Source organism: Cellulomonas xiejunii, assembly GCF_024508315.1.
GTDB classification, from domain to species: domain Bacteria; phylum Actinomycetota; class Actinomycetes; order Actinomycetales; family Cellulomonadaceae; genus Cellulomonas; species Cellulomonas xiejunii.
Map to the genome: position 1 here is coordinate 886,579 of NZ_CP101987.1, position 14,724 is coordinate 901,302.

The 14,724-nt window shown below is 74.6% G+C and carries 14 protein-coding genes; 5 read left to right on the plus strand and 9 right to left on the minus strand.

Annotated elements, in window-relative coordinates:
- The first annotated feature begins 114 nt into the window (after positions 1–114).
- Together NP048_RS04255 and NP048_RS04260 are read left to right on the plus strand one after the other, a co-directional pair.
- Positions 115–252 (plus strand): hypothetical protein, encoded by a 138-nt coding sequence (locus NP048_RS04255; RefSeq protein WP_227581342.1) that lies wholly within the window; start codon positions 115–117, stop codon positions 250–252.
- The gene (locus NP048_RS04260) at positions 233–1,885 is read left to right on the plus strand and encodes a non-homologous end-joining DNA ligase LigD (RefSeq protein ID WP_256769468.1); all 1,653 of its coding nucleotides are present in this window, start codon (positions 233–235) and stop codon (positions 1,883–1,885) included. Before NP048_RS04255 ends, NP048_RS04260 begins: the two co-directional genes overlap by 20 nt.
- A 12-nt stretch (positions 1,886–1,897) precedes the next feature.
- Here NP048_RS04260 and NP048_RS04265 read toward each other — a convergent pair whose 3' ends face one another.
- From NP048_RS04265 to NP048_RS04275, 3 genes are all read right to left on the minus strand, one after another.
- Positions 1,898–3,016, minus strand: a complete 1,119-nt coding sequence (locus NP048_RS04265) for a YihY/virulence factor BrkB family protein (protein ID WP_227581340.1) — start codon at positions 3,014–3,016, stop codon at positions 1,898–1,900.
- A 181-nt stretch (positions 3,017–3,197) separates the two neighbouring features.
- Positions 3,198–3,419 (minus strand): hypothetical protein, encoded by a 222-nt coding sequence (locus NP048_RS04270; RefSeq protein ID WP_227581339.1) that lies wholly within the window; start codon positions 3,417–3,419, stop codon positions 3,198–3,200.
- Positions 3,420–3,487: 68 nt separating this feature from the next.
- On the minus strand, positions 3,488–4,525 hold the full coding sequence (locus tag NP048_RS04275; protein WP_256769445.1) for a LacI family DNA-binding transcriptional regulator: 1,038 nt from the start codon (positions 4,523–4,525) through the stop codon (positions 3,488–3,490).
- 161 nt (positions 4,526–4,686) lie between these two features.
- Here NP048_RS04275 and NP048_RS04280 point away from each other — a divergent pair, with 161 nt between their 5' ends.
- Positions 4,687–6,348 carry a GH39 family glycosyl hydrolase gene (locus tag NP048_RS04280; protein ID WP_256769446.1) on the plus strand — a complete coding sequence of 554 codons (1,662 nt, stop codon included), beginning with the start codon at positions 4,687–4,689 and terminating at the stop codon, positions 6,346–6,348.
- A 52-nt stretch (positions 6,349–6,400) separates the two neighbouring features.
- Here the strand turns inward: NP048_RS04280 and NP048_RS04285 are convergent, their stop codons facing one another.
- The 4 genes from NP048_RS04285 to NP048_RS04300 all read right to left on the minus strand — a co-directional run bounded on the left by NP048_RS04285 (position 6,401) and on the right by NP048_RS04300 (position 10,148).
- The gene (locus tag NP048_RS04285; RefSeq protein WP_256769447.1) at positions 6,401–7,669 is read right to left on the minus strand and encodes a sensor histidine kinase; all 1,269 of its coding nucleotides are present in this window, start codon (positions 7,667–7,669) and stop codon (positions 6,401–6,403) included.
- 52 nt (positions 7,670–7,721) lie between these two features.
- Positions 7,722–8,417, minus strand: coding sequence for a response regulator (locus tag NP048_RS04290; protein WP_227581335.1), 696 nt, complete (start codon positions 8,415–8,417; stop codon positions 7,722–7,724).
- The gene (locus NP048_RS04295; RefSeq protein WP_256769469.1) at positions 8,414–9,664 is read right to left on the minus strand and encodes a sensor histidine kinase; all 1,251 of its coding nucleotides are present in this window, start codon (positions 9,662–9,664) and stop codon (positions 8,414–8,416) included. Before NP048_RS04295 ends, NP048_RS04290 begins: the two co-directional genes overlap by 4 nt.
- A gap of 94 nt (positions 9,665–9,758) precedes the next feature.
- A complete protein-coding gene (locus tag NP048_RS04300) occupies positions 9,759–10,148 on the minus strand; it encodes a hypothetical protein (RefSeq protein WP_227578263.1) in 390 nt (129 codons plus the stop codon).
- Positions 10,149–10,251: 103 nt separating this feature from the next.
- Here NP048_RS04300 and NP048_RS04305 point away from each other — a divergent pair, with 103 nt between their 5' ends.
- Positions 10,252–11,289 (plus strand): CPBP family intramembrane glutamic endopeptidase, encoded by a 1,038-nt coding sequence (locus NP048_RS04305; RefSeq protein ID WP_227578264.1) that lies wholly within the window; start codon positions 10,252–10,254, stop codon positions 11,287–11,289.
- 56 nt (positions 11,290–11,345) lie between these two features.
- On the plus strand, positions 11,346–12,641 hold the full coding sequence (locus tag NP048_RS04310; RefSeq protein ID WP_227578265.1) for a helix-turn-helix domain-containing protein: 1,296 nt from the start codon (positions 11,346–11,348) through the stop codon (positions 12,639–12,641).
- A gap of 335 nt (positions 12,642–12,976) precedes the next feature.
- Here the strand turns inward: NP048_RS04310 and NP048_RS04315 are convergent, their stop codons facing one another.
- Complete coding sequence (locus tag NP048_RS04315; RefSeq protein ID WP_227578266.1) at positions 12,977–13,207, minus strand: hypothetical protein; 231 nt, start codon at positions 13,205–13,207, stop codon at positions 12,977–12,979.
- A 70-nt stretch (positions 13,208–13,277) separates the two neighbouring features.
- A complete protein-coding gene (locus NP048_RS04320) occupies positions 13,278–14,567 on the minus strand; it encodes an MFS transporter (RefSeq protein ID WP_227578267.1) in 1,290 nt (429 codons plus the stop codon).
- Positions 14,568–14,724 lie beyond the last annotated feature (157 nt).

Here is a 14,724-nt window from a genome sequence, read left to right on the forward strand (position 1 = left end):
CGGACCGCGCGCCCGGATGTGGTGCCGCACGGCGTGTCCCCGGAGGATGAGCGGTTGCGGCCCGTCGTCGCCCGTCGCACGCTGGCGGGACACCGACGCACCAGGAGGCACCCCGTGAGCGAGACCGACGACGGCCGCACCGGCAGCAGCACCGACGCGGACGAGCTGTCCGACGACGGCGTCGGCGGCACGGACACCGGCGAGCCGAGCAGCTTCGAGCCGGAGGAGGACCCTGACGCCACCGCGGAGTGACGCCACGACCGAGGACGTCCCGCCCGACGAGCAGTCCGGGCGGGACGCCCTCGGCACGTACCGCTCGATGCGCGACTTCACGCGCACGGCCGAGCCGGCCGGTGCGGTCCCGGAACCGACCGGCGGCCCCGAGCGGCGCTTCGTGGTGCAGCGGCACCGCGCGCGTCGCCTGCACTACGACGTGCGCTTCGAGATCGACGGCGTCCTGGTCAGCTGGGCCGTGCCGAAGGGCCCGACGCTGGACCCGACGGCGCGACGCATGGCCGTGCACGTCGAGGACCACCCGCTGGAGTACGAGGCGTTCGAGGGTGTGATCCCGCACGGGCAGTACGGCGGGGGCGACGTCATCGTGTGGGACCGCGGCACGTGGCACCCGTACAAGTCCGACGACCCGGCGGCCGAGGTCGCGGGCGGGCAGCTGCACGCCGAGCTGCACGGCGAGCGGCTGCGCGGCAAGTTCCTGCTGGTGCGCCGCGACAGCGGTGACGGCAAGGACCAGTGGCTGATGTTCCACAAGCGTGACGAGCACGCGGTCGAGGGCTGGGACGCCGAGGACCACCCCACGTCCGTGGTGTCCGGGCGGACGAACGACGAGGTCGCGGCCCACCCGGACCACATCTGGCGCTCGGGCGTCCCCGCGGCGCAGGCGGAGGTGGACCTGCACCCACCGGTGCCCGACGTGCCCCCGCCCACGGACGACGAGCTCGCGGCGCTCGACGACCTGGGCGCGAGCGGGACGTGGGACGTGCACGGGCGGCGCCTGCGGGTCACCAACCTCGACAAGGTGCTGTTCCCCGCGCGCGACGGGGAGGCGCCGGTCACCAAGCGTGACCTGTTGCGCTACACCGCGTGCGTCGCGCCCGTGGCGCTGCCGTACCTGGCAGGGCGGGCGCTCAACATGCACCGTTTCCCGCAGGGTGCCGCCACGCGCGGCTTCTGGCACAAGCAGCTGCCGGACCACGCGCCGGACTGGGTGCCGCGCTGGGACCGCCCTGACGCCGACCCCGGCGAGTCGACCACCTACCTCGTCGTCGACGAGCCCGCCGCCCTGGTGTGGGCCGCCAACTTCGGGGCCCTGGAGTGGCACGCGTGGACGTCCCGCACCTCCGCGCCCGACCTCCCGACGTACGCGCTCATCGACCTCGACCCGGGCACGGCGACGGCGTGGGAGGACGTCGTGCTGCTGGCCCGCCTGCACCGCGACGCCTTCGAGCACCTGGGTGTCCGCGCGTTCCCCAAGCTCACGGGGCGTCGCGGCATCCAGATCTGGGTACCGGTCGCGGTCGGCTTGACCTTCGACGAGACGCGCGCGTGGGTCGAGCGGCTGTCGCGGACCGTCGGCAAGGTGGTGCCCGACCTCGTCAGCTGGCGCTGGGAGGTCAGCGAGCGCGGCGGCCAGGCGCGCCTGGACTACACGCAGAACGCGGTCAACAAGACCCTCGTCGCGCCGTACAGCCCGCGCGCGTCCGCCGGCGCGCCGGTCTCGGCACCCATCTCGTGGGACGAGCTCGACGCGGACTGGCTGCGGCCCGACGCGTTCACGGTCCGCACCGTGCTGGACCGGGTGGCCGAGCACGGCGACCTGTTCCGGGGCGTGCTGGACGGCGACCAGGTGCTGCCGCGCCTGACCTGACCGCCCGGCCGCTCACTCGCTGCGCGCCGCGGCCCGCTCCCGCAGCTCCCGGCCGCGCTCGACGTCCTTCTCGAGCCGGGCGCGGCGCTTGTCGCTCGCGCGGGTGTCGCGCGGCGGCAGCTGGATGGTGCGCTCGGCCGCCATGCCGGCCTGCAGCTCGCGGCCGCGCTCGAGCTCGGCGTCGAGCTCGGCGCCGAACAGCAGCGCGAGGTTCGAGATCCACAGCCACAGCAGCAGCACGATCACCCCGGCGAGCGACCCGTACGTCGCGCCGTAGTCCGCGAACTGCGACACGTACAGCCCGAGGGCGGCCGAGGCGAGCAGCCACACGACGATCGCGATCAGCGCGCCGACGCTCACCCACCGGAACCGCGGCTGCCGCACGTTCGGCGTGCCGTGGTAGAGCAGCGCCACGGCCGTCACGACGAGCACGAGCACGAGCGGCCACTTCGCGACCTGCCACACGCTGACGACGGTGTCGCTGAGCCCGACGGCGCGGCCGACGCTCTCGGCGACCGGGCCCGACAGCACGAGGAACGCCACGACCAGCACCGCGATGAGCACGAGCACCGTGGTGAGCACGAGCAGCACGGGCCGCAGCTTCCAGATCGGCCGGCCCTCGTCGACCTCGTAGATGCGGTTCATGCCCCGCCCGAAGGCGGTCACGTACCCGGAGGCCGACCACAGCGCGACCACGAGGCCCACGACGAGCGCGAGCCCGGCGGACGGGGCGTCGGCGAGGTTCTGCAGGATCGGCTCGAGCGTCTCGACCGCGGAGCCGGCCCCGGCGTCGGTCGCGAGGTCGGTGATCCGGGTGACGGCCTCGTCCGGGTCGGACACGAGCCCCAGCAGCGAGACCACGGCCAGCAGGGCGGGGGCGAGCGCGAGGACCGCGTAGTACGTCAGGGCGGCGGCGAGGTCGGTGCACTGGTCGTCCATGAACTCCCGGACGGTGGTGCGCAGCACGTACCCCCACGAGGGCTTGCGCAGCTCGGTGGGGGAGCTCGGCTTGCGGGGGTCGTCGGGTGCGGGCGCGTCCGCCTTGCGCGCGGCGGCGCCCGCCTCGTCGTCGCCGCCGGGGCCGACGGGCGCGGCGCCGTCGCCTGCCCCGGTGGTGCGGGTGTCGTCCATGTCGCCCCCTGAGCGCAGTCGTGGGTCGGCCGCCCGCCGCGTCGCGGCGGTCACGTCCCGGGCTGGCTCGCCGGTGACGTCGGGCGGGCCGAGCGGCCGTTCCGTGACCTGACGTTCACGCTACGTCGCGGTCCGTGACGCGCAAGCGGACGCGGGTGCCGGTCGCGAAGGTCCCCCGGAGTCAGGCGTCGAGCGCCGCCCGGGCGCGGCGGCGCACCTCGTCGACGGTCGCCACCAGGGAAGCGGCGTCGTGCCCGGCGCCGGCGACGACGTGGTCGAGCCCGTCGAGGCCGGCCGCGGCCAGCAGCCGCTTGTCGTTGGTGGCCCACGTGCCGCGCCGGGCGAGGACGGCGTGCGCGTACGCGTGGGCCGCGGCCGCGACGAGCCCCAGGCACGCGGTCACCGACCCCCGTTCGGCGTGCGCGCGGGCACGTCAGCAGCATGCCTGCCCGGGCGCGCGCTCGCACGGCCTCAGGGTGCGGGCGCGGTCGACTCCCGGACCACGAGCGTGGTGGCGAGCTGGACGTGCCAGGACGCGGGCTCGTGACCTGCCGCCATGCTCAGCACGGTCTCCACCGCCATGCGGCCCATGCCGTCCAGCGGCTGGTGCACCGACGTCAGGCGTGGGCTGGTCCAGCTCGCCTGCGGGGTGTCGTCGAAGCCCACGACGCTGAGCCGGCCGGGGACGGCGACGCCCAGCTCCTGGGCAGCGGCGAGTACCCCGACGGCGATCTCGTCGTCCCCGGCGACGACCGCGGTCGGAGGGTCGGGCAGCTGCAGCAGGTCGCGGGCGTGCAGGATCCCGGTCTCGACGGCGAACTCGTCGCTGCGGACGAGCGCGGGGTCGGGCTCCAGTCCGGCGGAGTTCAGCGCGGCCCGGTAGCCGTGCAGGCGCTCGCGCGCGGCGACCGAGCCGTCGGGTCCGCCGATCCAGGCGATGCGGCGGTGCCCCAGGTCCAGCAGGTGCTCGGTGGCGGTGCGGCCGCCGGCCCAGTTGGTCGCGCCGATGCTCACGACGCGGGCCTCCTGGGTGTCGACGGGGTCGACCATGACGAACGGCAGGCCGACCTCGTGCGCCGCGAGCAGCAGGGCGTCGGGCTGCGCGAGGGTGAGGCCGACGACGCCGACCGCGCCGGCCGCGCGCTGCTCGTCGACCCAGTCGCGAGCGGCGGCGCGCGTGACGCGCACGTCACGGTCGGGCGCGAGCCGGATGACGAGGTCGGTGCCCGCGGCGGTCGCGGCGGTGAGGATGCCGCCGAGCACGTGCGTCATGTAGGGCGACTCGAGCACGTCGAGGGCCGCGACGAGCGTCGGCCCGCGGGGGGTGCCGCGGCGCTCGGTGGTGGGGCGGTAGCCCAGCTCGCGCACCGCCGCCAGGATCCGGGCGCGCGTGTCCGCGGCGACGTCGTCCCGGCCGTTGAGCGCCTTGGAGACGGCTGCACGGGACACCCCTGCGCGGCGCGCGACGTCCTCCAGCGTGACGTGTCGGGACGACGGACGACCGGCCACCGGTGGCACCTCCTGCTCGAAACTGTTTCGAGCCTAGAGGAAGGGCGAGGGTCCCTGCAACGCCGTGAGATGTCGGCTTGACCGCTCCGAACGGCACCCGTACAGTCTCGCCCGCAACGCAATCGTTGCGAAACAGTTTCGACGCTCGACGAGGAGACGTCATGGACGCCGCGCCCCGCGGCAGCACCGGCCCGCTGACGGTCGACGGGTCGCCGTCCGTCGGCCGCACGCTCCACCACGTGTGGAACGAGTGCGTCGGCGCGGGCCGTGCCAACGAGGCGCTGCGCGCGGACTGGCAGGCGCACTTCCAGGAGGCCGTCGACCTGCTCGGCGCCCGCTACGTGCGCTTCCACGGGCTCTACCACGACGACATGTTCGTGTACCGCGGCGACGACGGCGGTGGCGGCGGCTTCGGGCCGCCGACGCCCCTGGTCGATCCGGTCCACACGTTCAGCTACGTCGACAAGGTCTTCGACTTCATCCTCTCGACCGGGGCGCGGCCCTTCGTCGAGCTCGGCTTCATGCCGCGCGCCCTGGCCACGCAGACCGAGACGCTGTTCTGGTGGAAGGCGCACTGCAGCCCGCCGAACGACATGAGCCGCTGGGCCGACCTCGTCTCCGCGACCGTGCGGCACTGGATCGAGCGGTACGGCATCGACGAGGTGCTCCAGTGGCGGTTCGAGGTGTGGAACGAGCCGAACCTCGTCCCGATGTTCTGGACCGGCACCCGCACCCAGTACTTCGAGCTGTACGAGGCCAGCGTCCGGGCGATCAAGGCGATCGACGAGCGCCTGCTCGTCGGCGGCCCCTCCACCAGCGTGTTCGTCCCCGACGCCCGCTACGCCGGCGAGACCGAGGACCGCACCGCGTCGATCGCCACCGGCGAGGCCGCCGATCCCGACGCCCTGGACTGGCGCCCGGTGTGGATCGAGGAGTTCATCGCGTGGTGCGCCGAGCGCGACCTGCCCGTCGACTTCGTCACGGCGCACCTGTACCCGACCGACTACGCCGCCACGCCCAGCGGCGGCGCCAAGGAGATCAGCCGCTACGTCGACGCGACGTACGACGACCTCACCCTCCTGCGCAGCATCATCGCGAGCAGCCCGTACCCCGACGCCGAGGTCCACATCACCGAGTGGTCGACGTCGCCGTCGAGCCGTGACCGCTCCCACGACACGCTGTTCGCCGCGACGTACATTACGCGGGCCTACCTGCGCTGCGCCGAGCTCGCCGACTCCATCTCGTACTGGACGTTCACGGACGTCTTCGAGGAGGGCGGCGCGGGCCTGGGCCCGTTCCACGGCGGTTTCGGGCTCGTCAACGAGCAGGGTCTGCACAAGCCGACGTTCCACGCGTTCGCGATGCTCGGGCAGCTCGGGGACGAGGTGCTCGCGGACCTGCCGCACGGCGTCCTCACGCGCGACAGCGCTACGGGTCGCGTCGCAGGCGTCCTGCACCACTACCCCGACGAGATGGGCGGCCGGTCCGTCCGGTCGCAGCACACCTACGCCGCAGCGCGCGGTCTGGCCGGGATCGGCCCGAACCGTCGTGTCCGCCACACGGTCGCCGGGCTCCCCGCAGGGGCGACGTTCGACGTCGCCCAGCTCGACTGGGAGCACGGCAACGTGGCCGAGGCCTGGCACGCGATGGGCGAGCCGATCAACCTGACGCTCCCGCAGACCGCCGAGCTGCGGGCCGCAGCCGACGACCTGCTGCGTCGCACCCTGACCGCGTCGGACGACGGCGTCCTGGAGATCGACCTCGACCTGCCGCCGTGGGCGGTCGTCGGGATCGTCCAGACGGGACCGCGTCCGGCGTCCTGAACCGCAGCCGCGCCCGTCCTCCTCGTCGTCGTCCTCGACGGGCGCGGCTGCGTCACACGCCCGACGACTCCGTGACCGGCTCCTCGGCGGGCACCACCCAGGGCAGCGACGCCCGCACGACGAACGTCCCGTCCGGCTGCCGTCCCGCCTCGAGACGCCCACCGGTGAGGTCCAGCCGTTCGGCCAGGCCGGTCAGGCCCCAGCCGGAGGTGGGCAGGGCGGTGGTGGGTGCTGTGGTGGGGACGGGGTTGGTGACCTCGAGGGCGATGCGTTCGCCGGGGGCGCCGTGCAGGCGGACGTGCACGGGTGCGCCGGGGGCGTGCTTGCGGGCGTTGGTCAGGGTCTCCTGCACGACGCGGTACAGGTGCCGGCTGGTCGAGGCGGGCAGGCGGGCCAGGTCGTCCTCGCCGACGCGGTCGAGCACGAACGTGACGGGGGACCCGGCGGCGCGGGTGCCGTCGAGGAGCTCGTCGACCTGCGCGAAGGTGGGTTGGGGGCGCGACTGCTCGTCGGTGGCGGTGGTGTCGCGCAGCAGGCCGAGGACCTCGCGGAGCTCTCCGAGGGCCTCGTGGGCGTTCTCGCGCACGACGGCGGCGGTCTCGCGGACCTGCTCGGGGTCCAGTCCGGCGCGGTACTCCAGGGCGCCGGAGTGCAGGGCGACCAGGGACAGGCGGTGGGCCAGCACGTCGTGCATCTCGCGGGCGATGCGGTTGCGTTCAGCTGCGCGGGCGCCGTCGTCGCGGGCGTCGGCCTCGCGCCGGGCGATGGCGGCCTGCTCGCGCAGCGAGGCCACGAGCGCGCGCCGGCCCCCGATGAACATCCCCGTCACCACCACGAGCGCGAGGTACACCGCCTGCACCACCAGCACCGTCAGGTCCATGTGGGCCATCTCCCGGCCCGGGTCGGTCAGGTGGTTGCTGATCGCGCGCTCGCCGACGAGGGTGGCGCCGCACCACAGCAGCCCCACGGGCACGATCTCCGCCCAGCGTCGCCGGGTCGCGAGGGACAGGACCGCGAGGGTCGTGATCCCGGCGGAGAACGTCGAGAAGGTGCCGACCGTGATGACGGCGCCCGTCACCGCGAGCGGAGCCTGACGCCGCGCGACGTACAGGACCGCGCACACGACCATGCACACGAGGTCGAGAAGGAACCAGAGCATCAGGCCCGGGCTGTCCGCCCTGCCCGGCTGCTCCTCCAGCGTGACCCCGTACGTGGCCACGCCGACCACCACGCCGACGAGCACGGCCACGGCCAGCCGCCACGTGTGCGCCCACACCCGCCGGCCCCGGCTCGGGCGGGGGAGGACGGCGGGGCCGGTCACGCCGCCCGACCGGCGGCGACGCGGGTCACGTGGAGCGTTCGGGCGGACGACGTCACACGTCACCCGCCTCATGGACGCAGATCGCGATGTGCGTGCGGTTGTCGGCCGGCATCTTCTCCAGGATGCGGCTGATGTGCGTCTTCACCGTTGCCACGGTGATGAACAGCTCCGAGGCGATCTCGCTGTTCGACAGGCCGCGGCCGATCGCCCGCGCCACGTCCCGCTCACGCTCGGTGAGGTCGTCGAGACGCGCGCGTGCGGCCGTCCGGCGCTCGTTGCGCGGCCGCTGCGTGACCGACGCGATGAGGCGGTCGGTCACCGACGGCGACAGGGTCGTGCGGCCGGCGCCCGCGTCGAGGACGTGCCGGACGATCTCCGCCGGCGGGGTGTCCTTCAGCAGGAAGCCCGCGGCCCCCAGGCGCAGCGCGCCCAGCACCATCTCGTCGGTGTCGAACGTCGTCAGGATGACCACGCGCGCGTCGGGCTGCCCAGCCAGCAGCCGCTCGGTCGCGGCCAGGCCGTCCAGCCGCGGCATGCGGATGTCCATGAGGACGACGTCGGGAGCCGTCGACCGGACCACCTCGAGCGCCTCCAACCCGTCGGCGGCCTCACCGACCACCTCGATGGCCGGGTCCGCCCCGAGGATGAGCCGCAGGCCGACCCGCACGAGGGTCTCGTCGTCGACCAGGACCACCCGCACCGTCGGCCGCACCACCTGGTCCGCCACCTGCTCCGCCGTCGTCGTCACGCCTGTCCTTCCGTCGTGGCCGCCGCCCAGGGCAGCCATGCCTGCACGATGAACGTCCCGTCGGCACGCCGCGCGGTGTCGAGCTCCCCGCCCGTCAGCCGCAGCCGTTCGGCCAGGCCCGTCAGGCCCCAGCCGGAGGTGGGCAGGGCGGTGGTGGGTGCTGTGGTGGGGACGGGGTTGGTGACCTCGAGGGCGATGCGTTCGCCGGGGGCGCCGTGCAGGCGGACGTGCACGGGTGCGCCGGGGGCGTGCTTGCGGGCGTTGGTCAGGGTCTCCTGCACGACGCGGTACAGGTGCCGGCTGGTCGAGGCGGGCAGGCGGGCCAGGTCGTCCTCGCCGACGCGGTCGAGCACGAACGTGACGGGGGACCCGGCGGCGCGGGTGCCGTCGAGGAGCTCGTCGACCTGCGCGAAGGTGGGTTGGGGGCGCGACTGCTCGTCGGTGGCGGTGGTGTCGCGCAGCAGGCCGAGGACCTCGCGGAGCTCTCCGAGGGCCTCGTGGGCGTTCTCGCGCACGACGGCGGCGGTCTCGCGGACCTGCTCGGGGTCCAGTCCGGCGCGGTACTCCAGGGCGCCGGAGTGCAGGGCGACCAGGGACAGGCGGTGGGCCAGCACGTCGTGCATCTCGCGGGCGATGCGGTTGCGTTCGGCTGCGCGGGCGCCGTCGTCGCGGGCGTCGGCCTCGCGCCGGGCGATGGCGGCCTGCTCGCGCAGCGAGGCCACGAGCGCGCGCCGGCCGCCGATGAACATCCCCGTCACCACCACGAGCGCGCTGAAGACGAGCTGGGCGGCGACCGTCCACCCGCTCCGCGGGGGGATGGCCTCCGACGGCAGGACCCACTGGGCGAACGCGCGTTCGCTGACCAGGGTGGCCCCGCACCACAGCACGCAGACCGCGCCGATCTCCGGCCACCGGCGCCGCGTCGCGAGCGACACGACGGCGACGACCACCAGACCCTGGGAGAACAGGGAGAACGAGCCCAGCACCACGATGACACCCGTGATCACCAGGGGCGCACGCCGACGGACCACGTACAGCGGTGCGCACACCAGCAGGCACAGGAGGTCGACGAAGAACCAGGTCGCCGCCGTGGGGCGGATGACCGCCTCGGGCGTCGCCTGCAGCCCCAGGCCGTAGACCAGGAGCCCCGACGAGCCACCGGCACCGACCGCGACCAGCAGCCGCCACGTGTGCGTCCACACGCGCTGCGCCCGGCTCGGCGCCGGCTCGGCGGCGGTGGGTGTCATGGTCACGACGCGATGCTAGGGCGACCGGTGGGCTCGCCGGATCGGTCGTACGGACGACCCGTCACGCCGCGCCCGGCTCCCGGACGGCGGCGCGTCAGCCGGCCGGGTCCGGGTCGATCGTGAACGGGTCGCCGGCGAACGGCACGAGCGACGCGGGCGCCGGGAAGGGCAGCTCGTGCCGTGCCACGGCACTGATGGCCGCTTCGCCCTTGTCGTCGACGCACACGACCACCCGCTCCGGGCTCACCTCGGCGATCCGGACCCGCAGCACGGTGCCGTCCTCGCGCGTGAGCTGCCACAGGTCGGCCAGCCAGTGCAGGCCCCGCTCGTCCAGGGCGTCCTCGGCGTCGGTCCAGTCGACGGGCCCGGTGACGTCGCGGCCGAGCCGGTCCACGGCGACGAACCCGTCGCCGGACGGACGCACCCAGCCCAGCACCTCACGGTCACCGCTGCGACGGTGCTCCACCCACGTCTCGTCCAGCATCCGGCGATCGTAGGGGCGCGTGCCCCGGCCGGGGCAGCGCATTCTCGGCACGCTCGGTCGCGCGACCGATGCGCGTCGCACGCGCTGCGGTCACGATGGGCCCGTGAGCAGCACGCACGTCGTCGTCGACCCACGCGAGGCGCCCGGCGCCTACGCCTACCACCGGCTGGGACGCACGCGCCCGGGGTCGCGGTGGTGGCGGCCCCTGCTCGTCGGCGTCGTCGCGCTGGCGCTCTACGTCGTCCTGGTGGCGGTCGGCGGTGTCCTGGCCATGGTCGCGGCCGTGGCGTCGGGACCCGAGGGCCTGCAGACCCTGGCGACCGTCGACGTGCTGGACCTGCGCGACCCGCTCGCGTTCACGCTCGGGATGCTGTCGATCATCGCCCTGCTCCCGGCGTCGGTCGTGGCGACGTGGCTGCTGGGTGCGCGGCCCGTCGGTCTGCTGGCCTCCGTCGTCGGTCGCGTCCGCTGGGGCTGGGCGGCGCGGTGCCTGGCGCTCTCCGTGGCCCTCACCGTCGTCGTCCAGGTGATCGAGTACGTGCGGGCCGTGGTGGAGGGCACCCCCTGGCGGCCCCGCGTCGACGAGGCGACGTGGCCGCTCCTCGTGCTCGTCGTGCTGCTCGTGCCCGCGCAGTGCATCGCCGAGGAGGTCGTGTTCCGCGGCTACCTCGTCCAGACGGTCGGCACCTGGCTGCGGCACCCGGCCTTCGCGATCGTGCTGCCCGTACCGCTGTTCGTGCTCGGCCACACGTACGTCAACCTCGCGATGGTGGACACCGCGGTCTGGGCGCTCGCGATGGGCTGGCTGGTGTGGCGTACGGGTGGTCTCGAGGCGGCCGCGGCGGCGCACGTGGTGAACAACGTCCTCGTCTTCGGGCTGGGCGCGGTGAACCTTGCGGACCTCGACCTGGTCGACATCCCCCTGGACGTCCTCGCGGAGTCGACGCTGGCGACGCTGGTGTACGTCGGCCTGGTCGAGGTGCTGGTCCGACGCACGGGCGTGGCCAACCTGCGGGTGGTGACCCCGCCCGCACCGCCGTCGGTCCCGGACGCGCCCGTGACGCCGGGAGGTGCCCCGGCTCACCTCCCCGGCCCTCAGCGGCCCCGCGACGTCACGGGGTGGGTGTCGCCGTCGCCGTGACGGGAGTTCAGGTGACCCCTCTTCCGTGCCGCAGGGCAGGTCCTTATCGTGAGTCCGTGCATCCCGTCAGTGAACGCATCCGCGACGCCCGTGAGCGCTCCGGCCTGTCGCAGGCCGAGCTCGCCCGCGCGGCGTCCATGCACCCCAGCTACGTCTCCCACCTGGAGCGAGGTGTGCGAGGCCCGGGCGACAGCGCCCTCGAGCGGCTCGCGCGCGCCCTGGGGGTCACGACGACGTACCTGGAGCAGGGTGAGCGTTCGCCCGCGTACCTGGCGTCCGAGGCATCGGTGGTGCGCGCGCGCCAGCTGCTGCGCGCGGGGCGCGCGACCGACGCCGTCGCCGAGCTCGCGACCGTGGAGCACGAGTCGCTCGACGTGGACCAGAGCGCCCGCGTGCTCCTCGCCCATGCGGAGGCCCTCGACGTGGCGGGTGACCTGGAGGCGTCGGCGGAGGTCCTCGCCGACACCACGCGGCGCCTCACCGCCGGGCACCGCCCCCGGCAGGCCGCGTACGCGGCGACGCGCCTGGTCATGACGCTGACGGAGCTGGGCGACCTGCACGGGGCCGTCCGCGCAGGAGAGCTCTCCCTGTCAGCGCTCGGCGCCGGCGCGGCGGGCACCGACGAGGTGTTCCGTCTCGAGGCGACCCTCGTCTGGGCGTACGTGGCCCGCGGTGACGTGACGTACGCCCGGGTGCGCGGCACCGACCTGCTCGCCCGCGCCCTGGTCCACGGGTCGGCGCGCGCGGTGTGGTCCGTGCACTGGAACCTCGCGTTCGTCGACGACGCGCTCGGGGACGCGGACGACGCGCTCGGGCACCTGCGGGCGGCGCTGGCCATCGCCGGCGGCGACGAGGCCGAGCGCGACGTGCCGCGCCTGCGGCTCGACCTCGCGCACCTCCTGCTCGCGGCGACCCCCGCGCGCCCGCGCGAGGCGCTGACCGAGCTCGACGCGGCAGCCACCGCGCTCGAGGTCGGCGAGTCGCAGGTCGAGCTGGCGCGGGCGGCCACCATCCGCTCGCGCGCCCTGCTGCTGCTCGGGCAGAACCGTGCGGCGCTGACGCACGCCGCCCGCGCGGCGGAGATGCTCACGGTCGGCGACCGGCGGGACGCCGCCGCCGCGCACGAGGCGCTGGGGGACGCGCTGCTCGCGTCCGGGGAGCGGTCGGCCGCCGTGAAGGCGTACCTGCAGGTCGCGGACGGCCTGGACCTCGTCCCGGCGGGTCGCCCCGCCGCGGTCGCGTGGCGCCGCCTCGGGGACCGGCTGCGCGCCGCGGGAGGCGACCGTGCCACCGTCGCCGAGGCGTACCGGCGGGCGCTCGACGCCGCAGGCGTGGGGACCGCACGGCCCTAGGAGGCGAGCAGGCAGCGGGACCCCCGCGCGACACGCCCGGGTGACACCGGACCTGGGCGTGTCTACCCCGTACTTGGGCCGAGTCATTGCGATCACGACATTCCCGTGGGGACCATGCCGGGAGTGCCGGACAGCCCGGCACCGCTGTCTCGAAGGGGTTCCCATCATGAACAAGCTCACCGTTGCCGCCGTCGCCGTCGTCGTCGCCCTCTCCGGCCTGATCGGGGCGTCCGCCGCGTCGGCCGCGCCCGTCGTGGTCGCCTCGCCCTGCTGCAAGGCGATGTGACGGGGGAGCGTTCTCACGACGCCTGACCGCTTGCGTCGCCGCGACGGCCTCAGCCCGAGCGGCCCGGCTCGCCGCGGACGAGCAGTACGGACTCGACCGCGTCGATCCGGATGCACGGCGCCGCGCCGGAGGGCCCGACGAAGACCACGTTGCCCGAGAGCAGGCACGACAGCAGTCCGACGTACTCGCCGCCCGACAGGGTCCGCACGGCGACCTCGCACCCGTCGAGGTGGCTGAGGTAGGCGCGCACACCGGCGAGCGCGGGATCCACCGGGTCCATCGCCTGAACCTATCCGGCCGGCCACGTGCCTCGCGTCGCCCGTACCGGTGGCGAAAGGGCCGGGACGACGTCAGGGAGACCGTCGGCGGCGCAGCGCCTCGCGCAGGGGCGGCACGGGGGTGCCGGCCTCGCTCAGCGCGACGCGCGTCCTGCGCCGGCTGTGCAGCACCCCGAGGACGCCGACGACCCACGGCACCAGCAGCACCGCGAACGCGATCCGGTACGCGTCCAGCGAGTAGATCGTCGCGCCCGGGGGCGAGACGGCCTCCAGCACGACCCCGACGGCCAGCACACCGGCGATGGTCGACGTGAAGCCCCCGGTGTTGACGAAGCCCGTGGCGGTGCCGAGCCGGTCGAGGGGCGAGAAGGTGCGCGCGAAGTCGAGGCCGACGAGCGACACCGGTCCGCCGGCGCCGATGACGACGCAGAAGACCACGAGCTGCGCGAACGGCCGCGGTGTGGCCGGCGCCAGCAGCCACACCCAGGCCGCGAGGGTGGCCACGGCCGAGGTGAGCACGACCCAGGAGCGCCGCAGCGGGTGACGCGACGTCCACCGGCCGATCAGCGGGCCGGCCGTCATGGCCGACAGGGTCAGCGCGGTGAGCAGGACGCTCGCCTCCGCGGGCGTCCTGTCCTGCGCGGTGACGAAGAAGGGCACGCCCCAGAGCATCGCGAGCACGTTGAACGAGAACGGGGTGAGGAAGTGCGACCAGAAGCCCAGGCGTGTGCCCGCGGGTGATGCGGCCGCGCGCACGGAGGGCACGAACCGCTCGCGCGCCGAGCCGTCCACGTTGCTCGGGGGGTGGCGCTCGAGGCCGACCGCCGCGGCGACGGTCACGACGGCGCCGGCCACGGCCAGCAGCCCGAACGTCACGCCCCAGCCGCGCAGGTGCAGCACCCACGCGACGGCGAGCGCGGACACGATCTGACCGGACTGGCCCACCAGCCCGGTGACCTGGACCATCACCGGGGCCCGCCGGGCCGGGAACCACTGCGCGATGAGTCGGCACGCGCTGATGAAGATGGCGGCGTCGCCGCCCCCGATGAGGGCGCGGGCCGCCAGCGCGGTCGGGACGTCGTCGGCGACGGCGAGCAGGCCCTGGCCGATAGCCATCACGGCGGAGCCCGTCACGATGAGCGCCCGCGGGCCGAACCTGTCGAGGAGCTGCCCGGCGGGGATCTGCAGGGCCGCGTAGACGGCGAGCTGCAGGACCGAGAACGCCGCCAGTCCCGTCGCGCCGAGCGCGAACCGGTCGATCGCCTCGACGCCCGCGACGCCCAGCGCCGTGCGATGCACGACGGCGACGAGGTAGGTGACGGCCGCGACGCCCCAGATGGCGGCCGCACTGCGCCCCCGCATCCCGTTCCTCCGTCCCTGGACCTCGCACAGCGTAGGCGCTCGACGGCGCGTCCCGGGCTGCGGGGAGCGATGCGCCCGAGATGCGCCGACGCGTCCGAAGGGTCCGTGAAGTTTCACCTTCTCGGGTGCCCTGGACAGTTGACCAACAGCCGGAGAT

What these genes read in the sequence shown, in the direction of transcription:
- NP048_RS04265 (WP_227581340.1), bottom strand. Translation starts at nt 3,016, where the DNA reads ATGGACGACACCCGCACCACCGGGGCAGGCGACGGCGCCGCGCCCGTC.
- NP048_RS04280 (WP_256769446.1), top strand. Translation starts at nt 4,687, where the DNA reads ATGGACGCCGCGCCCCGCGGCAGCACCGGCCCGCTGACGGTCGACGGG.
- NP048_RS04295 (WP_256769469.1), bottom strand. Translation starts at nt 9,664, where the DNA reads ATGACACCCACCGCCGCCGAGCCGGCGCCGAGCCGGGCGCAGCGCGTG.
- NP048_RS04300 (WP_227578263.1), bottom strand. Translation starts at nt 10,148, where the DNA reads ATGCTGGACGAGACGTGGGTGGAGCACCGTCGCAGCGGTGACCGTGAG.
- NP048_RS04315 (WP_227578266.1), bottom strand. Translation starts at nt 13,207, where the DNA reads ATGGACCCGGTGGATCCCGCGCTCGCCGGTGTGCGCGCCTACCTCAGC.
- NP048_RS04320 (WP_227578267.1), bottom strand. Translation starts at nt 14,567, where the DNA reads ATGCGGGGGCGCAGTGCGGCCGCCATCTGGGGCGTCGCGGCCGTCACC.